Here is a 21,468-nt window from a genome sequence, read left to right on the forward strand (position 1 = left end):
TAATCTCGGATATTATACTACAGACATTCCGTAAATGGGATACAATTATCTAATCATTCGTCAGCCTTAGGTAAGCTCGTCTCCATCTTCAGACAATTACGACCATTGATCTGCAAGCGATACTCGACTCGATCCATCAGCTTTTGCATAATCAGCCAACCATATCCGCTTTCCTGTTTCGCCTCTGGAGAGGGTTGATTATAGTTGGTGATGTCATACCCTTTGCCGTGATCCCAAATTTCCAAAGCAATGTCCCGCTCTTTGAGTTCCAAGCGAATCAAAATCGGTAAATTGGGTTGATCTCGATGAGCATGACGCACCACATTGGAATAGGCTTCAACTAACGCCAGTCTTAACCGACTCGATTGATGTTGCCAATCCACTGAATCTCCTAACGCTACTTCCAAACTTCCCAGTAACCAGCTTTCGACAATCGTCAAAAACTTCAAGTCACTTGGTACATGCAGCTCCGTTTTCATCAACTATAGAACCTCCATTGAGAGAATTGTTTGGTCATCTTCCTGAACGTTGTTAGTCTCCTCGCGGATATGAACTAATAAATGGGGTAAATTAAAGGGAGCTGGCTCATGAAGCAGAAGTTGCCAAAGACCCGATGTCCCCAACATTGAATTCGTCAAGGATTTACTATTTTTAGAGTTTTGAGAATGGGTGTCGTGTTTTACGTCCTTAACCGTTGCTTCTGTAATCCCATCACTGATCAGCAGCACAACATCCCCCGAATGTAACGTCAACGTTCCGGCTTTGGCTTTCCACTCCGGAAGAATACCCAGGGGAATCCCCCGAGTTTTCAGGTAATCCGGTTCTACGGTGACAGATGATTCCGGTGCAGATTGTTGCTGAACAACTAAATGATGCGCCCAAACCAACGGATAAATGTGACCTGCATTCGCATAGACAAGCTGTCGCGAGGTTGGCGTATACCGCGCTAGTACCATCGTGATAAAACAGTTCGTACTGAACAGATCATCTGACATAATACTGTTCAGGTTTCGCATCACTACCTCCGGTTCGGGAGAGATTTCTTGAGCCAATTCTCGGCGCAAGATAGAAATCGCACTTGCCATAAATAAAGCCGCAGGCACTCCCTTTCCCGACACATCACCAACCGCCAGCCAAACATCGCCTTGAGGATGCACATAGACTTCAAAAAAATCACCGCCAACTTCTCGTGCGGGATAACAGTGGGCTTGAACTCTGACCCCTTCCACCTCAGGTAAACTTTGGCGCAACAAATTATTTTGAATTTGGCGAGCTACCTCCAATTCAGCCCGCATCTGTTCGGCTTGTAATTGGGTGCGTTGGTAGAGTTTTGCCTGAGAAATGGCTAACGCTGCCTGTTCAGCAACAGCTTCAATGAGTTTAATGTCCTCTGACATCCAAGGCTGATCACACTGTTGCTTATAAAGGGATAACACGCCCAATAGCTGTTGTTGCCAGATCAGAGGAACAACTAGATGCACCGAATGATTACCATCACTGAGCTGTTGAATAAGCTGGGTTTTCCAGTTTTCCAGCACATTTTGCACAATCGGTTCAACATCAGGTAACGATTCAGAATCTTTTGTTGACTTAGCTTGGTAAGAAAATGAGTCTGAAATCAGGTGATTACCATCGACAGGTTGCAGGATACAACTCGTCGCCTCGAAGGTTTGACCAATTGTGGTGACAACGGTTTGCAACATACTGCCATAGTCTAGCGACTCACGAATGGCTGTTGTCACGACATTAAAGAGTTCTTCGCGGCGTAAAGCGCGACTCAGTTCATTAGTTCTTTGTTTGAGAACTCGGTACGTATCGGCTGCTTGTTGAACGATGACTTTCAGACTTTCCGGATTCCAGGGTTTGGTAATATACTTAAAAACTTTGCCGGAGTTAATGGCTTCGACTAAATCTTCAACATCGGTATAGCCCGTTAACAGAATCCGAATTGTATCCGGGAAGCGATCAACTGTTTTCCCTAGTAATTCTGTACCATTCATCACGGGCATCCGTTGATCAGAGATAATGATCGCCATTTCTCCCTGTTCATCTAAAATGCTCAGAGCGCTCATCGCCCCATCCGCTTTATAAACCCGAAACTCTCGTCGGAAGGTTCTATATAATAAATCTAAATTGTCAGGCTCATCGTCCACTATCAATAATTTGAGTTTATCTGCCTGACTCATTCTGTGTACTCCGGTTTCTGCTTGAGTTAGAAACAATAAGTTAAGGGGGTTAATTTTTGTTCGTCTTTTAACCTCAAAGCTAGCTGAGGATAGCTGAAAATTATCCTTTTTTCTTTTGGTATATGGCAAATTTCCATATTGATGAATTTATTTTTGCTAATAAAATATATCATCATACCATATCTATTTTTTCGGGGGAATGAATCAGCCGTTTATTTTACCAAGAGCCTGCGCTCTGCACCAAGTCAGCTATTGAGATTGCCTTTTTTCCCTAGCTTAACCTTCTTCTGGGACAATGTGGTTGCTACTCAGATTATAGTTTCCCGTCCAAGAGCTGGGATGCAGGGGGAGCAGAGATACTTTTGTTATCATGATTCATTCCAGCGTTCAATGACCAATGACCAATGACAAAGGACGAATGACAAAGGACAAATGACCTTTAGCGAGTTACTCCCTGCACAACGGGGCGAATGGCGGAACCATCAAACAGTCCCGGATTCCCTGCCCAATTAAAATCATTAATTCGTAAGCTAATCGAACCTAACTCCTGAACTGGATTGTAGCGTAGGAGAAGGCTGTAGGTGCGACGGCTGTACTCCAAGAATAAATCTGTACTGATTTCCTCACCCGTGTCCAAATTGAAAGAGGTCTGAAAACCAGCCAGAAACGGACCGTAGATTTGTTGGCTAATGCCAGCAGAAAGCACAACTCGATCAGCCACTCGGTCAAACCGAAATGGGGATAAGTTCCCGCGTGCAACCTGAGTGTAGCTGAGGTTAAATCGAGTGTAGTCGAGATAGGGTCGGGAAAAATGCCCAAGCTGACCCACAAGCCCAACTGTACCACTGAGAGATTCCTGGGTATCGCCACTACTATAGGCGCTAGCAACCCCGGTGACTACTCCCCGCACTGCCAAAAAAGGAACCACAGGTCTTGGTGTATATCGTAACCCTTCGGTGGGGGTTAAAGGCAAAGCCTCACCTCGCCAGAGTGTGAAACTTCGGCTTAACGATGCACTGGCTTGATAGCGTGTTAAGTCGATGCGGTTATTCTCTCGTGGAGGGGGAGGTAGCAAGTCTTGTCTATCTGTCCTAGCGTTAATTGCCTGAATCCCTGCTTGATAGGTGAGATTGATCCCTGTGTCTCCTAAGCGAATTACTGGGGATGTGATCACCGCTCCCAGACTCTGCTGTACGGTTTGAAAACCCAAGGAACCGTTAAATAGGCGATCGCGAAAGCTATATTCCAGATTCAAGTTATGCGGTAAATCGGTACCGATAACCTGTTGGAGTCGTACACTGGCTCTGAGTTCTTCCTCAAAATCATCCGGATCAAGGCTGGTGAAGGTGGCTGAAGCCCGTAGGGTGGTTTGGGGGGTAAAGGTGGCATCTAGTTGGGCTTTGAGACCAAAGGAGGAGGGGTCTAAAAGACCATCATCATCTTTGTCTGGGGTATTGGGGTTTCTTTCACCAAGGACGGCTCTCTGGAGAAAGTATTGGGGGGTGACTTTAAATAGTACCCCTGGAGTATTGACAATATTAAACGATCGCTCGATAAATAAACCGCCGCGATCATCATCATCGAAGCCAAACTGAAGTAAACCCGGTTCCCGTTCCCGACGATCAATTACCACCCGATTGCGAAATGTGGGTACGGATAACCCTTGGTCAAATACCAACCGGGGACGAGTGGCAACGATTTCATCCACTAAGGGCGAAATCCGGCGAAATCGAGCCGTTTGAGCTCGTAATTCTAGTTCAGGTGGGGAAAAGGGGTCATTGGTGATCCGCACATTTTGAGCGATCGCTTCTGAACCTTCAAAGTCAATGCGATCGGCTTCATAGCGGAATCGGTTGATTGTTCCTACAGCCTGTGGCGCACCGGAAACGACATTCGAGAAATTTCCGGTTGTTGTGGTGCCAAAGCTGCCGCCGATAAAGAAGGAGTAAAAGCCGGGATTGGTTATGTCTTGCAGGGGTTGATTGCTGAGAACGCGATCGCTAATTGGTCGTTGTTCTTGGGGCGCATTGGGATCAGCCGGAGAGGGCAAGATGGTTAAATCAGTACCTGATGTCGGCACATATAATTCTCCACTGGCATCAAAAATCACACCGCTATCCTGGACAAAGGAATACTCAAAGCGTTGACCTCGTAAAACCTGATTTCCTCGCGTCAACACCACATTATCCTCAGCCACCAAAATCCGATTCGGTAGGTTAACTTGGACGCGATCCGCTTCCAGCAGAGCGCCGCGAAACCGCAACAGGACATCCCCTTGGGCGGTAATCACCTGTCGTTGTTGATCATATTCCTGTTGATCGGCGGTTACTTCCAGCACCCCTGTGATCGGACCGGGAGCCGCAGGTTCAGTGTCTTCTGAGGCGGAAGCATCAGGGGTTGGCTGGGAGGTTTGCGATCGCGGCTGTCGCTGATGAAGATCCGGTGCAGGGACTATCGCTGGGTTAGGTAATACTAGGGGATCGGATGGGGGAGATGTAAATTCAAACTCTCTGATCTCACCTCCCCGCTCTTGAGTGATGATACGTTCAACGTTTAAGAGTTCCAGGGTTACGGCGGAAGAACGCACCGAACTCGCATTTGTTGTCTCAGAGGTTAAGTTCGTGCTGAAAGCATCAGAATCAATCCTTTCTGCCCTCTGCCTTCCGCCTTCTGCCTTATCACTCTCTTCGGCTTTTCTTTGGTCATTAGTCCTTGGTTGTTGACCTATAGTCAATGACGGATTTAGCGTAGTTGAGATCGGGTCAGCCTGGACTTTTTCCGATTGACTCGTGCAACAGGGCTGCAAATCTGCCGCCGTTCCCATCTCTTCTGCTAGCTTGCTCCCAGACGTGCCATGGCACGTCTCTACATTCCTCCTCTGCTCGCCTGCTGGTTCGCAGGTGGTGACCAACTTTTGTTGAGGTGGATTAGCCGTATTCATTGAACGGTGAGCAGGTATCTTATCCTGTCCGTCTAAAAAGTCCTCACGTCCTTTTACCTCATTTCCTTGAAGCCTCTGACTGGGAGCCTCTGCATTGTTTCCACCCAAGGGTAAGGATTCCACAGGACTGGATATCAAGGATTGCGGCGTGCGATCGCGGGAGTCTCCGGTGCGGTTTGACGGCAAATCATGACCCGCTGAACTCGTCTTGCCATCTCTGCTCTTTGACACCTCGGTTCCGTGGTTTTCTCGGGCCGCATAACGGGCAGAAATCGACTGTCCTAGCAGAGTAGCCTGTGAAGATGTTATGTCTGATGAAAACTCTGGCGGTAACGTTTCGGGTGGGGTTGGTGTCGCCAGTCCCTTTGGCGTTTGCTGGGGAAGGCGAGTCGGTACTGAACTCAGATGTGAGGACGAAAGGGGAGCAACAGCGTCCTCAGTCGTTAACGATTGAATAATGGCAGGAGTTTCAGGCGGCTGAACGGGTTGGGGCATTTTTCAACAATAACGGTCGAAGGAACAAATCCGAAGCGTACCGCCTTACCGCGCCTAATCACAGCGGGGCGAGATACGCCTCGCCCCTTTAAAAAACTCAGGGATGAAGCAAAGTATAATTTACTCCAAATCCCGTCGCTTGGGGTTACGAGCCGGATCGTTTGACAGGAAGCCAAACACGAATAAGGCAACGAAAATACTAACAACGATATAGACCACAATCTTGAGTGTCAGCATCTTGAATATCTCCCAGAGGTATGAATCATCGAATTGGCGATTATGTTGCGTTTTGCAACAACTTTTCTAATCATACCCAATCGTGGTCTCCATGTTGATAGGCAAAGTTTACTCACGCTCAGGATGTTTGATCGGTATTTTCAGGACACTTTCTCTAAATCAGCCTGGGATCATTATCCCTACATTCTTATGCACATCAGACTTTTTTAGTCAAGAGTAAGTTCCATGACCTAAGACCCATGATAAATTCCTTGTGCCATCTGCCATCTGCCATCTGCCATCTGCTTTTCATGAATCATCCAAAAAATGAGCCTGAACCTCTTACTGATGGGATTTTAGCCTGAAGCTGACATCGATAAACCCAAGTCTGTTACAAAAACAGTATTAAAAGTCTCATCCTTTGTGTAAAAGTATGTACACAATGTTATCCGTGTAAGACTTAGAATTTTGTCGCTTTATGCAGCCTATTCGCACTTTTAACGTTTCTCCCGCTTTGCCAGAAGCCCTGGAACCCTTACGTAAGCTGGCATATAACCTGCATTGGGACTGGAATGTGGAAACAAAAGACTTGTTCCGGCGCCTAGACCGTAAACTCTGGGAATCGACTCGCCATAATCCCGTTTTGACGTTGGGGATGATTAGCCAAGCCCGTCTGGAAGAAGTGGCTGAAGATGATGGGTTTCTGGCACAAATGGAACGGGCATCTCGACAGTTAGACGACTACCTCAAGGAACGGACATGGTATCGTAAACATCGTGGCAACAGCGAGGAAAAAGAATGCTATGCCTACTTCTGTGCCGAGTATGGGTTAGTCGATTGCCTGCCCATATATTCCGGTGGTTTGGGTGTTCTGGCTGGCGATCATCTCAAATCTGCCTCTGACCTTGGTTTGCCTTTAGTGGCAGTCGGTTTACTTTATCAAGAAGGATACTGCGCCCAATACCTGAATGCAGATGGTTGGCAACAAGAGCGCTATCCGATTAATGACTTTTACAATATGCCGCTGCACTTAGAGCGGAATGCTGATGGTTCAGAAGTGCGGGTTGCCGTCGAATATCCAGGTCGTACTGTTTATGCCCGCGTCTGGCGCGTGCAAGTGGGAACGGTTCCCTTGTATCTGCTTGATACCAACATTGAACCAAATAATCCCTACGACCAAGATATCACCGATAGACTTTATGGGGGTGATTTGGATATGCGGATTCACCAAGAGATGATGTTAGGGATTGGTGGAATTAGAGCCTTAAAAGCCTTGGGATACAAGGTCAACGTTTATCACCTCAACGAAGGTCACTCCGCGTTTTTAATTCTGGAACGCATCCGTCGATATATGGAGGAAGAAGGGTTAAGCTTTGCCGAAGCCAAACAATTGGCTCAGTCTACCCAACTATTCACCACCCATACGCCTGTCTCAGCGGGATTTGACCTATTTCCTCCCGATAAGGCAATGTACTATGTGGGTCATTATGCGAATATCTTTGGCTTGTCGCGGGAAGAATTTCTGGGGTTGGGACGAGAAGATACGGGGAATTTGGCATCTCCTTTCAGCATGGCAGCGTTAGCCATTAAAACCTCTAGTTTTATTAATGGCGTCAGCCGATTGCATGGGGACGTGTCGCGGAAGATGTTCCATGGACTGTGGTCTGATCTGCCTCTCGATGAAGTCCCGATTACCTCAATTACCAATGGAGTTCATGCTCGTAGTGTGGTGGCAAAAGCCAACCAGGAACTCTATGACCGCTATTTGGGTCCGAACTGGTCAAGCCGCAAAGCAGAAGATCCCCTGTGGGATCGGGTGGCTTCGATTCCGGATGAGGAGTTGTGGCGCAATCACCAAGCTTGTCGGTCTCAAATGGTTATGTCTGTACGGGAACGCTTACAATACCATTTACGCGATCGCGGCGCTACCTCTGCTGAAATTGATCGGGCGCATGAGGTTCTAGATCCCAGCATTTTGACCATCGGTTTTGCCCGTCGGTTTGCCACATATAAGCGGGCAAACTTATTCATGCGGGATCTGGATCGGATCAAGAAAATTATCCAAGGCAATAAAGAACGAAAAGTTCAGTTTGTCATTTCCGGTAAAGCTCACCCCAAAGACATGCCTGGAAAAGATTTAATCCGCGACATTATCCATACAATTCGGGAAGCCGGATTGGAGAATTCTGTCGTCTTTGTTCCCAACTATGACATTCACATCGCCCGATTGATGGTATCGGGGTGTGATATCTGGTTAAATACTCCCCGTCGCCCCCGTGAAGCATCCGGAACCTCTGGAATGAAGGGGTCTATGAATGGTCTGATGAATGTCAGTATCCTTGATGGATGGTGGGACGAAGCCGATTACGTGCGAACCGGGTGGCCCATCGGTCATGGGGAAGAATACGATAATCCTGAGTACGAAGACGAGATAGAAGCCAATGCCCTTTATGAGCTAATGGAAAAGGAAATTGTCCCCCTATTCTACAATCGCGATAATGAAGGATTACCGCGTGGGTGGATTGCCAAGATGAAAGATGCAATCCGGCTTAATTGTCCTACCTTTAATACCGCTCGTATGCTGCGAGATTATGCGATGCGGGGTTATTTCCCAGCTAGCGAACGCTACAAGGCGATGACGAGCGAGAACTACCAACCCGTGAAAGCCCTTGCTCAGTGGAAACAACACTTATTTGAACAGTGGTACAACATTAAAATTGAAGACATTGACATTGCGGCTGCCAAGGATCTGATGGTCAATCAAACGGTTGCGGTGAAAAGCCGGATCAACCTCGCTGGACTAACGGCTGATGATTTACAGATAGAACTCTACCAAGGTTCAGTCAATGCCGACGGGCAAATTGTTAATGGCGTACCCGTGGTGATGGATTACCAAGGAACTGACGAACACAATATCAGCATCTACACGGCAGATATCTGTTATGGTGCCAGTGGCTTACAAGGTTTGTCTCTCCGGGTATTTCCCAAACACAAACACCTTTCTAGTCTCTATGAACCTGGTTTAGTTCTCTGGGCTTCTTAGTATTAGAGATGGGGGGAGTCGGGGCGGGTTGAGTCACATTTCGGGTGCAACCGAAAAGATAGTAATTAAACCCGCCCCTACAGAGGCACCAGATACCGTGAAAAGTGAGGTTAGCTCCCTCTGCTGTTGTTATACGAGGAGAACTTCAGGTTTCAACAAACAAGGAAATTATCTTGTACTTCAAATTGAAGTGCGGAGTCTGGGTTAAAGATAATCCAGTATCCTGGCAAAGGTGCGTTACGCTACGCTAACGCACCCTACAATTTTACAATTGTAATCCACCAATTAAGGTGTGCCACGCCGCCATCGTGGGCTCTTGCGAAGTCGAAACCCACCAGCATACCAGTCAGTGGCATTCGCTCTAAGATTGAGGTGACAAGGTACTTAAATCCTCTAACACTTTTGTCACAGACTGATATCGATCCATGAAGTAGTAGCGCACCATTTTTTCTAATATTTCACCGAATTCGTCACTCACATTTGCCAAATGACGCCAGCTAATTTCCCCGGTCTCTGAATCCAGCACTAACTGGTGAGGAGGAATGCCTGTTAAAGCTTGAATCCCAATCACCCCAACCGCATAAATATCGCTGCTCAGAGTCGGGTGTCCAGCGTATTGTTCTGACGGTGCATAGCCACGAGTACCAACCGCCACCGTATTATGTTCCTGGGTATCGTGTTCCTGATCCAGTTTTTGTTGAGGTTGAATCTGTTTAACTGCCCCAAAATCAATTAACACCAATTGACCATCGGTTTGGCGACGAATAATGTTACTGGGTTTGATATCCCGGTGAATAACATTATGTTCATGGATAAACACCATAATTTCTAAGAGACCTTTGATTAACTTGACCACTTGCTCTTCTGGCATTCGCTTATCTACAGGTAACTCGTCGCTGAGTGAATCTCCTTTAATGTATTCTTCGACAAGATAGAATTCCCGACTTTCTTCAAAATATGCCAGCAACTGGGGAATGTGAGAATGTCTGCCTAACTTTTCTAAGATTTCTGCTTCTGTATGAAAGAGACGTCTGGCAATGGCGAGAAATCGTTCATCGCGACGGGCTGGTTTTAAATGCTTGACCACACACTTGGGTTTGCCCGGTCTGTGGCTATCTTCAGCTAAATAGGTGAGACCAAATCCCCCAGAACCTAGAACCCGATTAATCTTATAGCGTCCGGCTAAAAGGTTGGGATTGTCAGATGGTTTAACCGTTGGCGCGGGTTGGCTCACAGCTGCATCAGGTGTCCAAATTGCCGTTTCTCCATCCCCATCCTGCTGCGATGGGGCAATAGCCGTTTCTTCACTTAGGGTTACCTCTTGCTGTTCTGCAATCAGAGTCTGATCGTCATCTTCAGCCTCTTGAGTGGTTGGAGCAAAGCTGGTTCTATCTTGTAATAAACCCTGAAGGGCAATGAGATTATTTTCCTGTTCTTGGAGTAGATGGGCAAAATGGGCGCGTTCTTGCTGATTTTGGTAGGCGCTATAAGCCAAGACCCCTGTAGATGACATCACCAATCCCAAGGCTGGTATCATCACCGGTATCCAACCCGCCTCCAGAAACACGATCAAGGATATACTGCCCAAAAGACCAATCGCTACTGTCTCAGCCAGCAGCAGTTGCCGGATATTGTGGGTGATGGATATCAGGATAGCGCCCGTCAATGACCAAAACCCGATCCAGACCACTTCTCCCCACTCAGGGATAAACCAAAACAGCTTGCGTCCATTGAGAACGGTACTGAGCAGTTGACTGACAATTTGACCATGAACAACTACTCCCGGCATTTTTTGCAGAACTTCCCCTTCGGAACTGTAGGGTGTGTAGAACAGATCATTTTCTGCCGGATCAGAAATCCCAATCAGGACGATGCGGTCTTTGACTAAGCTTGGATCAAGACGATCTTCGAGAACGTCTGTCAGGGTCACACTATCGGCGAGTTTGTCCGCAGAGCGGTAATTCAATAAAAGTTGATAGCCACCCGCATCCGCCTTTTGATACCCTCCTGACTTGGGCTTTAGGGGTTTGAAAACCACATCTCCCCATTTGAGATACTCTTGTTCGTCTTGGGTAATCGTTTGTGGTTCAATTCCTTTTTGTTCTAGGTAGTACCGGGCCAACTGAAAGCTAAAGGAAAGGCGGGTGCTACAACCTTCAGGAATTTCGGCATTGTGAAACAACAATGCCCGACGCACAACACCCCCTTCATCGATCGCTAAATCCGCAAAGCCAACCCGCTCCTGAGGCACAGCTTTCGGTGGGGGAGTCCCTCGCTTGGTTTCGTTCCCTAGCCGACAAATAGGAATGAGATTATCGCTGTTGTTAAAGAGTTGGGTTAATTCAGCGTTACCCGGAGGTATGGGAATATCCCGATACATATCCAAACCAACCACCGTCGGTTGATGCTGCTGTAGCTTTTGCAGTAGCTGCGTCATCACCGCATCAGTCATGGGCCACTGCTCTAGGGATTCAATATCCTGCTCCGTCACCTCAACCACCAACAGGCGTGGGTCAGGGGGTAAACTCGGTCGCAACTGCATCAACCGATCATAAGCATAAAGCTCCAATGGCTCCAAAAGCGCTAACTGGCGAGTCCCCAGCAACACACCTGTAACCGCCAAACTGGTTAGCAAGGCTGGATTTTTCCAGGTCAAACTACCAATGCGTTTAAGACGCGACCAAAAGGCAGAGAGCTTTGACCCTTCGCGACCCTCGTAGGGAACCTGGTTTTGAGATAACTCCCCACTAGTTTCCTTCACGTATCTGATTACTCACAACTAACACCTTAACGCTAGCAAGAATTTCCCTGAATTGTAGCCAACATCAACATAGAATTCAGTAGACACTGGTCTCTATTATGACTCAATGTGGGTTGAAAAATAATTCTCTGATTAGCGATAAATAAGTAGGGTGAGCAATGCCCATCCTACTCAAAAGAGTTCTCATTCTTGGGGTGCTAGTTGCTTGAATTACTTTTCAGTCATCGTGTAAGCCCCATCCCAGTCATCCGGTGGTGGTTCTTGGAGAAAATGTTGACACCGCTTCAGGTGTAATGCAGAGGCTTTATCATTTTTGTCAAATTCTTCCATGATAATGCCAAATTCACCCATCGCCCGGGTAAACTTCCGGTTGAGATAATGCTCCCGTCCTTTGTGGTAATGTTCAATAATTTCCTCTTTTTCGGCAGAAAGGGGATCAGAACGCAGTCCCACCAGTTCGTAAATTCTGACAGGCTTATTCTTGCCTTTGACGCGAATGCAATCGAGTTCCCGATACCAAATCCTATCCTGGCAGGGAGCAAAGGTATATTCGCTAATAATAATGTCACAGCCATATTGCTTACTGGCACCTTCTAGGCGGGAGCCTAAGTTGACACCATCGCCAATGGCGGTGAACTCCATCCGCTTACTCGAACCAATATTGCCGCTAATCACACTGTCCGAGTTAATCCCAATCCCAATTCGGATTTCTTCTTTTTTCTGTGACAGACGATTAGCATTAAAATCTGCCAATCGGTGGCGCATGTCCACAGCCGTTTGTACCGCTCTCCAGGCGTGATCGGGTAGGGGTAAGGGCGAACCAAATACCGCCATAATTGCATCGCCGATATATTTATCGAGAGTACCTTTCTGCTTGAAAATCGCCTCGACCATCGATTCAAAATACTCATTCAGCATTCCCACCACTTCTTCCGCTTGGAGTTTTTCGGTCAAAGTGGTGTAGCTACGAATATCAGAAAACAGCACCGAAACTTCTTTGCGATCGCCTCCCATTTTGGCATCACCCAGTTTCAGCAGTTCTTCTGCCAACTCCTGAGTCATGTACCGATACATTGTACTCTTGAGGCGCTTCTCATCACTGATGTCGTCCATCACCACCAACGCCCCATACACATTGGTCAGATCGCTAGTATCCGCAATGGAGTTAATCGACAAATGCACGCTATGCTCTTCATTGCTCGGCGTTAGCAACGTCTGATCGGGGTAGTACTGATTGCGGTCTTTCTCGCTTTTGGCATCTAAGCCATTCTGTAGTAATTGAGCAAAGCTGGCAAGACTACCCTCTTTCTCTTTAATTTTGATCAATTCGGAAACTGATCGCCCTTCGATAGTATCTCCCTTACTAAAGCCCAACAGTTGCTTGGCACTTTCATTCGCCGCGATAACTTTACCGGCTTTGTCTGTAGAAATTACACCATTGGTCAGACTCCGCAGGATATCCCTCTGCATTTGCTCCTGCTGTTTAACCGTGGCAAACAGCTTTGCATTTTGCAGCGCCACACCCGCTTGGATATTAAAGGCTTCCATAAAAGCGACATCGCTTTGATCGAAACTCGCCTTCCAGCATTCGGGTGCGTCTTGTTCCTCTTTATCTGGATTGGGCTGGTAAGGAGGAAACTCTCCCTTCTTTTTCTTATTCACTAATTGAGTGACGCCAATTAACTCGCCATCGGCGTTATAGACTGGCATACACAGCAAGCTACAGGTGCGATATCCCGTATTGCGATCGGTTTCTCTGGCTTTCTCGGAATCGGGATGATTGTACAGGTCAAATGGGATATTCAGAATTTCACCCGTCAGCCCGACTCGACCCGCAAAACCAGCTCCGATGGGAACCCGCAGTTCTTTCATCGAGCCGCCAGACTGAGTAATCTTCGTCCACAAATCATTGCGTTCGTGATCAATCAACCACAAAGTCGAGCGATCGGCATTCATCAGCTCCTTAGCTTCCTCCATCACCCGCTTGAGCGTTTCTTCCAAGTCCAAACTGCTCTTACTCAGGGATTCAGTCGCTTTCATCAGAGCATTAGCCGCTCGCTGTTGCTGGGTTGCCAGGTAAAATGACTTGGACGATTCCAGAATCAGGCGGATGGAGGGGGCAAATTCTTCAAAAAGTTTCTGATCGGTTTCGCTAAACCCTTGTTTATCAATTTTTTCTTCTAAGGGTAAATCATCCTCAGGCTCATGATCCGGCTTTAGCTTATTCAGTAGCTGAACCACCGCCACCAAGTCTCCCTTCTCATTGAGTAAGGGAAGCGTCAGCATCGTATACGTCCGGTATCCGGTTGTCTTATAGAGTTTTTTCGACCCTTCTGATCGCCGATCATCGAAGAAATCGTAGGGATTATTGACAACTTTTTTCAACGTTGCCACTTCCCCAGCAATTCCCTGATCAGCCGGAATCCGAAGTTCTATGGTTTTTCCATTCTCACCCTCGGCGACGATCGAAAATAATTCATTTTTATTTTCATCCAGTAAAAATATCGTTGTCCGGTCTGCACCCAAAAGCTCTGCTGTCTTCAAGGTGATGGCATTGAGCATCTCCTGAAGAATTGTCTCAAACCCTTGGCTGTCGAGGAGCATGGACAGGGTTTGATGAACAACTTCGAGTTTCTTTTCCACCCCCGTAACAACTTCTTTGAAACTGTCTTGAGTCAGGGGGGCAAGAAACGCCGTAAATGTTCCATTAGTGGTCGCTAGGGCACCAGCAGAGGCAGGTTGATGTTCATGCGCTCTTTGGTCGTCAGTATAGATTGGCGTTATATCAACGGTATCTCCATTGTGATCCGCAGACCTGGGTGAAAATGCAGCTGTCATATTTCTCGTTAGGGTCAGAGAACATTCCTGGCATACGAATAAGATTACTCTATCAGTTAAAGTTTTACCACTCAGGTTTATTTTATTGGCAAGATGGGGAAGCTGGGGGAGCTGGGGAAGCTGGGGAAGCTGGGGGAGCTGGGGAAGCTGGGGGAGCTGAGGGAGCTGGGAGACTAAATTTCTATTGCCTATTGCCTATTGCCTATTGTCTATTGCCTATTGCCTATTGTCTATTGCCTATTGCCTATTGTCTATTGCCTATTGCCTATTGCCTATTGCCTGTTCCCTGACGAATGACCATCTCCATTAATTCTGACGCCAATGACGGGCTTGGGTCAACAGCGAATCAGCAAACGTCATGGCTTCTTGACCCGATTGTCCACCCGCTAGCTGGGCAATTTCTTCCTGGCGGTGAGAATGATGATCGAGGCGACTGACGCGAATGACGGTACGCAGGTCAATCTCAGAAATTCCCTGATCAACGAGCGTGTTTGTCTGGTTAGTTTCGGGTAAGAGGGTTTGATCGATCACCTGTTTATCGACGCGGAAATGTCGATCTGCCATGGCGGCGATGATGGGTTGGTGTGTCACACACAACACTTGATTCTGCTGGCTCAGGTGATGAAGTCGTTCCGCGATCGCACTGGCTACCCGCCCCGATACCCCAGCGTCAATTTCATCAAAAATTAAGGTCACGCCTTGGTCGCCACTATTGGACAAACAGGCTTTCAATGCCAGTAAAAAACGGCTCATTTCCCCCCCCGATGCCGTTGCTGCTAACGGTTGTAGAGGTTCCCCAGGGTTGGGAGATAAATAAAACGTGACTTGATCCGCACCAGTCACTGTCGGCGTGATGGGTGTGATCGCGACCTGAAACTGTACCTTTTCCATGGCTAGAGGCTTCAGTTGCTCCACCAGACGCTGTTCCAGTTCCTCGGCTGCGACTCGACGTAACTGGGTGAGCTGATTACAATATTCTGTTAAGATTTCCTGACATTGATGATAACTTTTTTCCAACTCATCCAAGGATTGACCATTACCCCGGAGTTCAGCCAATTCTGAGGTCAGTTTTTCGTAATGGGCGATCGCATCGGCTAACGTGGGTCCATATTTCCGGCAAATTTGTTTCAGGGCGCGGATGCGTTCTTCCACCTCTTCTAAACGTTCGGGATCAGTTTCGAGTCCATCCCCATACGCATTAATTTGGTGAGAAGCTTCTACCACCTGCGCTAAAGCCCCACTGACCAATTCTAGGATGGGTTGTAATTGGCTGTCGTATTGCGCCATATCACTCAACGTGGTTTCGGCTTCCCCTAATAAATCGGCGCAGGCAAATGCACCGCTGTCATTTTGGTAAAGTGACTGATAGACCTGATAACTGTGCTGTTGAAGTTCTACGACATGAGTTAACCGTTGACTCTCTTGTTCGAGTTCGGTAAGTTCATCCGGATCAGCAAGATCAGCGGCGCTCAGTTCCTGAGTTTGATACTCTAGCCAATCGAGACGTTGTAGACGCTGCTGTTCCGACTGACGCCGTTTTTGCAGGGCTTGCCAAGCGTCCTGAGATGCCAGATAAGCCGTAGTCACTTGATCAAGGTGTTGTTTGATCGGGAAACCGCCGAAAAAGTCAAGCAGTCGCCGCTGGCGAGTTGAGGCAAAAAGCTGTACTGTTTGACCTTGGGCGGTAATTTCCACCAAGCGATCGCGTAATTGTTCCATCAAGCGGCGATTCACCAAAATCCCATTAATTCGCGATCGCGATCGCAGGGAGTTCTGTTTAGCCGTAATCTCTCGACTACAGACCAAATCCGCTTCATCAAGTAAATCAATTTCCTGTTCACTCAACCAAGCCATCAACGTCCCATCGATGCGAAACGTCGCCTCAACCAGCGCCCGTTTTTCCCCGGTGCGAATCAAGCGATGGGTGACTTTTCCTCCCAACGCGACATCAATGGCATCCAGAATGATTGACTTGCCAGCACCCGTTTCGCCCGTCAAAACATTCAGACCCGCCGCAAATTCCAATTCCAGTTGGTCAATTAAGGCAAAATTTTGAATCCGTAACGATAGCAACATAACATTTTCATCCAATAGTTAGAGAAAGCGGTTAAAAGACGAAATAAGTCATAAGTTATAAGTGGATACTACCGTGCCGATCGAGCCAACCTTGTTCCTTAATCATGAGTCCTGATCAGGATAAACTGAATGGCGTGGTATCTCAATCATTTTTTTGTTACAATTCTTTACAGAGCCGCTCCTGTTGGTGAATCCTGAATAAATATGAATCTTAAAACAATTTCTCCTGCCTCTCCCCAGCCAGATTCAATCGCCGAACTCAATCCCTCAGTGGAATCCTTACCCCCTGAGCCAATTGTGGTTGAGTATGAACAGACGCCGTCCCCGGGATCAGCGCTACCACAGGAGTGTTCGGAAAACCGAACCGAAACGCTGCGCTATGATCCAGTAGCGATTGAAGCTCAATATGGACGCGCACCGCTACAAGTCTTAGGACGGCTACTCAGGATTACTTTACCCACGGCTGCCTTTGCCTTAGGGCTATGGTGGGATCGGATACGAGGTCGCCGACAGATCAAAGAACGGCGGCGAGCGATTCAGTTGCGGGAACTCTTAACCCAACTCGGACCAGCGTATATTAAGGTCGGGCAAGCACTTTCGACGCGACCTGACTTAGTACCACCCCTCTACTTAGAAGAGTTGGCGTTGCTACAAGATCAACTCCCTCCCTTCCCCAATGAAGTCGCTTTTCGATTCATCGAAGAAGAACTAGGCGATCGCCCCGAAGAAATTTATGCCGAACTGACCTCATCGCCTGTAGCCGCCGCCTCCCTAGGACAAGTTTACAAAGGGAAACTTAAAACAGGGGAAACCGTCGCCGTCAAAGTGCAGCGACCAGGTTTAGCACGGCGCATTGCCTTGGACGTTTATATATTACGCCGCCTCGCTCAGTGGGTACAAAACAATGTTAAGCAGGTGCGGAGTGACTTGGTTGCCATTATGGATGAGTTTGGCACCCGCATCTTTGAAGAGATGGATTATACCCAAGAAGGGTGTAATGCTGAACGCTTTGCCAACCTTTACGGTCACCTTCAGGATATATATGTACCCAAAATTTACTGGCAATATACAGGACGGCGTGTCTTGACAATGGAGTGGGTCAGTGGTACTAAACTGACTAATCTGGAAGCAATTAAAGCTCAAGAAATTGACGCCAAGTATTTAATTGAAGTTGGCGTGCAATGTTCACTACGTCAACTATTGGAGCATGGATTTTTCCATGCTGATCCCCATCCCGGAAATTTACTAGCCACGCCGGAAGGCAAGCTGGCTTATCTGGATTTTGGGATGATGAGCGAAGTCAAACCCTATCAGCGTTATGGGTTGATTGAGGCGGTTGTTCATTTAGTCAATCGGGACTTCGCAGGTTTAGCTCATGACTATGTAAACTTAGAGTTTCTGTCGGAAGATACGGATTTAACCCCAATTATTCCAGCGCTTGCTAATGTTTTTAACAATGCCTTAGGCGCTAGTGTTGCCGAACTCAATTTCAAAAGTATCACTGACCAACTCTCGGAAGTGATGTATGAATATCCATTTCGAGTTCCCGCCTACTATGCCCTAATTATTCGTTCCTTGGTCACATTAGAAGGGATTGCGATTAATGTTGATCCGAATTTCAAGGTTCTCAGTAAAGCTTATCCTTATGTGGCGAAACGTTTGTTAACAGATTCTTCCCCACAATTACGCGCTTCTCTAAAAGACTTACTCGTCAAAGACGGTAATTTCCGCTGGAATCGCCTGGAAAATTTATTGCGGAATGCCGCCAATTCTCAAGATTACGATTTGAATAAGGTTTTAAATCAAACGTTAGAATTTTTATTCTCAGAACGTGGAGTTTTGATTCGAGACCAATTGATCGAGGAAATTGTCAAAGCCGTCGATATGTTTGGACGTCAAACCTTTGATAATGTAACTGAGTCTCTGCGCCAACGAGTGGGATTACAGCAAAAAACAGAATCCACTAGCAAAGTCGTAGAACTACCGCAAAGTGCAGAGCATATCAAACGAATTTGGCAAATTCTGCAAGATACGCCCGGTTTCGATCCCTTCCAACTTGCCCCCCTTGTTCCTCAATTTTTGATGAAGCCAGAAACTCAGCAAATGGGACAAAAAATTGCTGGCGGTTTAGCCCAACGGGTGATGGCACGATTAATTCGGGAAGTTTTACTTCAGGAGACTCAAAGTCAAGGGGAAAAGCCTTCTAATGGTTCTAGCGTCAAGAGAGCACCCAAACTCGTCCTGCCACCAGCCGCCGCGATTCACTGACATGCTCCCGGTGGGCAATGCCCACCCTACGGTCTATTAAGTTTCGGCGATCCTACAATGCTGATATGAATAAATTTAGTTTTGAGCCGGAAATTTATTTCCCGGCTCTTTTCTAATTCTATAGCAATAGACACATCGATTAGGACGTTCGGCATCATGTAGAGACGCGCCATGGCGCGTCTCTACATAAATGATGTGTCCTAACAGCCATGGCGGTTGCTATAATTGAGTGAATTAGAATTATTAATGACGCGAAAAGTTACCGTTTTTGCGGTTACCGCCTCTGTTTTCGCGAGGTCTGGCTTTATTCACCTTCATATTGCGCCCCATCCATTCAGCCCCATCGAGTGCCTCAATAGCGGCTGTTTCTTCATCGTCTGTTTCCATCTCTACGAAACCAAAACCCCGAGGACGTCCGGTTTCACGATCAGTGGGTAATTGCACCCGCTTGACAGCACCATAGTCTGCAAAGACAGCACTCAGGTCTTCTGCAGTAACGTCGTAGGATAGGTTGCCTACGTAAATTGACATGATTGTCTCCAAGCTCAAAGTTGTATAAAGATGAGGGTATCGGAGACAAGTCTGTCAAGTCGAAAGGAAAAAAGCCAATCTGTACTAAACACAAACACTGAAACCGAACACATTCTCAATGATTAAGCTAGCACAGGCTTGCCAATTTGGGTACGGATATCAAATTCTTACTGTTCGCCAATCTTAACCGTCAATTTTAATGAAAGTCCGACTACTTATCGATACCTTGGCGCGATCGCAATTTACCAGATCAGCGGTTAATGTCAGACAACTCGGTAGAATATGAAAGACATTGTGACTCAAGACTATCTGTGGCTAAGCCAAAACCTTCTCTTGCAAGAACTCCTCTGTTTGACCTCGCCGTTGAACAAAATGCCCGCTTCACTGGCTTTTCGGGTTGGGAAATGCCAGTCCAATACAGCAGTATTGGACAAGAACACGAAGCAGTACGCACCGATGCGGGAATGTTCGATATCTCCCACATGGGAAAATTTGCTTTTACCGGGAAGCAGCTATGGCAAGCGTTACAGCGATTAGTCCCATCAGATTTGAGTCGATTACAACCGGGTCAAGCTCAATACACGGTATTGTTGAATCCTCAAGGGGGCATCATTGATGATGTGATTGTTTACCACAAAGGGGAGGATGAAACGGGCGAATCGCAGGCGATGATGATTGTTAATGCGGCAACCTGTCAGAAGGATAAAGAGTGGTTGTTAGCACAACTGGAGAACACCGAGGTAAAATTACTAGACCTTTCCCAGGAAAACATCTTGATAGCCCTACAAGGATCTCAAGCCGAGACTTACTTACAGCCGTTTGTCCAGGAAGACTTAACCGCGCTGAAATCCTTTGGACATCTCAATGCAACGATTCTAGATCAACCCGGATTTATCGCCAGGACAGGGTACACCGGAGAAGATGGGTTTGAGGTGATGGTTAAACCGGAGGTTGGGGTACAACTGTGGCGGCGTCTGTTCCAGGCGGGAGTGACTCCCTGTGGTTTGGGAGCAAGAGATACGTTGCGACTAGAAGCAGGGTTGGCACTTTATGGACAAGATATTGATGATACGACGACTCCCCTAGAAGCTGGTTTAAGTTGGCTGGTACATTTAGACCGTAAAGGCGATTTTATCGGGCGTTCTGTACTAGAAGCCCAAAAAGCCAATGGTGTGGAACGTCGGTTAGTGGGGATTGAAATGCAGGGGCGACATATAGCCCGTCACGGTTACTCGGTACTATCTGAGGGACAAGTCGTGGGAGAGATAACGAGTGGTACCTATTCACCAACACTAGGAAGAGCGATCGCGCTTGCCTATTGTCCCACATCCCTCGCCAAGATGGGTCAACAGTTAGAGGTAGAAATTCGCGGTAAGACTTATCCTGCCGTTATCGTCAAAAAACCCTTTTATCGCGCCAAAAAACCTTCGAGTTAGAAACCAAAATTTTTCGGTCATTCATTCCAGTTCCCTCCCCTTGACAAGGGGAAGGCTAGGGAGGACACATCATTTATGTAGAGACGCGCCACGGCGCGTCTCTAACACAGTTCGTTTGTCCTAATAGATGTGTCTACTGCTATATCATTGCTCCCTCATCTGCCCCATCTGCCCCATCTCCCCCTCACCTCATCACTTATTCAGCAGCCCCTAGATATGATTATTTTGAGAAGGACTAGGAAAATTGCTGGGCTGGATTTGCTGAAGGCTTTCTCGTTCTGCCTCTAGATCTATATTAATTTTCAGCAGCATTTCATGTTCAGCATTTTGTCGTTGATAGAGCCGCTGAATTTCTCGTTCAAACTGTTCTCGTCCCTCTTGAAAAAAGTCAGGATAAGTGGTTAAAGCGCGGATAAATTGGGAAAATTGCTCAGAATTTAAAGATTTTTGATCGGCTACAGCTTTTTCCGGTTGTTGCCATAGCCCAATCGCAAATACCAATGTTGTGGCGATGAGAAAGCGGGTTAATTTCATGTAGTAGCAATCCTCCCCCTGACGAATGTCCTATCTTTATTCTGTCAGGGCAGAACAATTGGCAGCATCCATCAACAGGATGGATTGATATCACCTGATTGGATTATGTCATTTGTCATTTGTCATTTGCTCTCCTAATCCCT

At 47.1% G+C, this 21,468-nt stretch carries 13 protein-coding genes; 4 read left to right on the forward strand and 9 right to left on the reverse strand.

Annotated elements, in window-relative coordinates; translation table 11 throughout:
* Positions 1 to 53: 53 nt before the first annotated feature.
* The 4 genes from RH949_RS22575 to RH949_RS22590 all read right to left on the reverse strand — a co-directional run bounded on the left by RH949_RS22575 (position 54) and on the right by RH949_RS22590 (position 5,859).
* Positions 54 to 479 carry an ATP-binding protein gene (locus RH949_RS22575; RefSeq protein WP_044205155.1) on the reverse strand — a complete coding sequence of 142 codons (426 nt, stop codon included), beginning with the start codon at positions 477 to 479 and terminating at the stop codon, positions 54 to 56.
* Positions 480 to 482: 3 nt separating this feature from the next.
* The gene (locus tag RH949_RS22580) at positions 483 to 2,186 is read right to left on the reverse strand and encodes a SpoIIE family protein phosphatase (protein WP_006099083.1); all 1,704 of its coding nucleotides are present in this window, start codon (positions 2,184 to 2,186) and stop codon (positions 483 to 485) included.
* Between the two features lie 439 nt (positions 2,187 to 2,625).
* On the reverse strand, positions 2,626 to 5,622 hold the full coding sequence (locus RH949_RS22585) for a DUF3769 domain-containing protein (protein WP_446356295.1): 2,997 nt from the start codon (positions 5,620 to 5,622) through the stop codon (positions 2,626 to 2,628).
* Between the two features lie 120 nt (positions 5,623 to 5,742).
* Complete coding sequence (locus tag RH949_RS22590) at positions 5,743 to 5,859, reverse strand: photosystem II reaction center protein I (RefSeq protein WP_006099131.1); 117 nt, start codon at positions 5,857 to 5,859, stop codon at positions 5,743 to 5,745.
* A 457-nt stretch (positions 5,860 to 6,316) separates the two neighbouring features.
* On the opposite strand from RH949_RS22590, the gene glgP reads away from it, so the two are divergent.
* Positions 6,317 to 8,881, forward strand: coding sequence for an alpha-glucan family phosphorylase (gene glgP, locus RH949_RS22595; protein ID WP_446356297.1), 2,565 nt, complete (start codon positions 6,317 to 6,319; stop codon positions 8,879 to 8,881).
* A gap of 361 nt (positions 8,882 to 9,242) precedes the next feature.
* Here the strand turns inward: glgP and RH949_RS22600 are convergent, their stop codons facing one another.
* Both RH949_RS22600 and RH949_RS22605 read right to left on the reverse strand, forming a co-directional pair.
* A complete protein-coding gene (locus tag RH949_RS22600; protein WP_446356299.1) occupies positions 9,243 to 11,642 on the reverse strand; it encodes a CHASE2 domain-containing protein in 2,400 nt (799 codons plus the stop codon).
* Between the two features lie 210 nt (positions 11,643 to 11,852).
* Complete coding sequence (locus tag RH949_RS22605) at positions 11,853 to 14,480, reverse strand: GAF domain-containing protein (RefSeq protein WP_446356301.1); 2,628 nt, start codon at positions 14,478 to 14,480, stop codon at positions 11,853 to 11,855.
* On the opposite strand from RH949_RS22605, the gene RH949_RS22610 reads away from it, so the two are divergent.
* Positions 14,468 to 14,770 (forward strand): hypothetical protein, encoded by a 303-nt coding sequence (locus RH949_RS22610; RefSeq protein WP_446356303.1) that lies wholly within the window; start codon positions 14,468 to 14,470, stop codon positions 14,768 to 14,770. The two genes, RH949_RS22605 and RH949_RS22610, sit on opposite strands and share 13 nt — an antisense overlap.
* A gap of 16 nt (positions 14,771 to 14,786) precedes the next feature.
* On the opposite strand, the gene recN is transcribed toward RH949_RS22610, so the two are convergent.
* Positions 14,787 to 16,556, reverse strand: coding sequence for a DNA repair protein RecN (gene recN / locus RH949_RS22615; RefSeq protein WP_446356305.1), 1,770 nt, complete (start codon positions 16,554 to 16,556; stop codon positions 14,787 to 14,789).
* A gap of 204 nt (positions 16,557 to 16,760) precedes the next feature.
* Between recN and RH949_RS22620 the strand changes: the two genes are divergently transcribed.
* Positions 16,761 to 18,824: an ABC1 kinase family protein gene (locus tag RH949_RS22620; RefSeq protein WP_006098785.1), complete on the forward strand. Its 2,064-nt coding sequence runs from the start codon at positions 16,761 to 16,763 to the stop codon at positions 18,822 to 18,824.
* 243 nt (positions 18,825 to 19,067) lie between these two features.
* On the opposite strand, the gene RH949_RS22625 is transcribed toward RH949_RS22620, so the two are convergent.
* Positions 19,068 to 19,355 (reverse strand): RNA recognition motif domain-containing protein, encoded by a 288-nt coding sequence (locus RH949_RS22625; protein ID WP_006098780.1) that lies wholly within the window; start codon positions 19,353 to 19,355, stop codon positions 19,068 to 19,070.
* 311 nt (positions 19,356 to 19,666) lie between these two features.
* Between RH949_RS22625 and gcvT the strand changes: the two genes are divergently transcribed.
* The gene (gene gcvT, locus RH949_RS22630) at positions 19,667 to 20,791 is read left to right on the forward strand and encodes a glycine cleavage system aminomethyltransferase GcvT (RefSeq protein WP_446356308.1); all 1,125 of its coding nucleotides are present in this window, start codon (positions 19,667 to 19,669) and stop codon (positions 20,789 to 20,791) included.
* A 210-nt stretch (positions 20,792 to 21,001) separates the two neighbouring features.
* Here the strand turns inward: gcvT and RH949_RS22635 are convergent, their stop codons facing one another.
* The gene (locus RH949_RS22635; protein WP_006099031.1) at positions 21,002 to 21,325 is read right to left on the reverse strand and encodes a hypothetical protein; all 324 of its coding nucleotides are present in this window, start codon (positions 21,323 to 21,325) and stop codon (positions 21,002 to 21,004) included.
* Positions 21,326 to 21,468: the final 143 nt, after the last annotated feature.

Source organism: Coleofasciculus sp. A1-SPW-01 (assembly GCF_040217205.1).
Taxonomy (GTDB): domain Bacteria; phylum Cyanobacteriota; class Cyanobacteriia; order Cyanobacteriales; family Coleofasciculaceae; genus Coleofasciculus; species Coleofasciculus chthonoplastes_A.

Bases quoted from the DNA above. Each gene is read 5' to 3' on its own strand.
- RH949_RS22625 (WP_006098780.1), bottom strand. From the start codon at position 19,355: ATGTCAATTTACGTAGGCAACCTATCCTACGACGTTACTGCAGAAGAC.
- RH949_RS22620 (WP_006098785.1), top strand. From the start codon at position 16,761: ATGAATCTTAAAACAATTTCTCCTGCCTCTCCCCAGCCAGATTCAATC.
- RH949_RS22580 (WP_006099083.1), bottom strand. From the start codon at position 2,186: ATGAGTCAGGCAGATAAACTCAAATTATTGATAGTGGACGATGAGCCT.
- recN (WP_446356305.1), bottom strand. From the start codon at position 16,556: ATGTTGCTATCGTTACGGATTCAAAATTTTGCCTTAATTGACCAACTG.
- RH949_RS22575 (WP_044205155.1), bottom strand. From the start codon at position 479: ATGAAAACGGAGCTGCATGTACCAAGTGACTTGAAGTTTTTGACGATT.
- RH949_RS22585 (WP_446356295.1), bottom strand. From the start codon at position 5,622: ATGCCCCAACCCGTTCAGCCGCCTGAAACTCCTGCCATTATTCAATCG.
- RH949_RS22635 (WP_006099031.1), bottom strand. From the start codon at position 21,325: ATGAAATTAACCCGCTTTCTCATCGCCACAACATTGGTATTTGCGATT.
- RH949_RS22590 (WP_006099131.1), bottom strand. From the start codon at position 5,859: ATGCTGACACTCAAGATTGTGGTCTATATCGTTGTTAGTATTTTCGTT.
- RH949_RS22610 (WP_446356303.1), top strand. From the start codon at position 14,468: ATGCAGCTGTCATATTTCTCGTTAGGGTCAGAGAACATTCCTGGCATA.
- RH949_RS22605 (WP_446356301.1), bottom strand. From the start codon at position 14,480: ATGACAGCTGCATTTTCACCCAGGTCTGCGGATCACAATGGAGATACC.
- glgP (WP_446356297.1), top strand. From the start codon at position 6,317: ATGCAGCCTATTCGCACTTTTAACGTTTCTCCCGCTTTGCCAGAAGCC.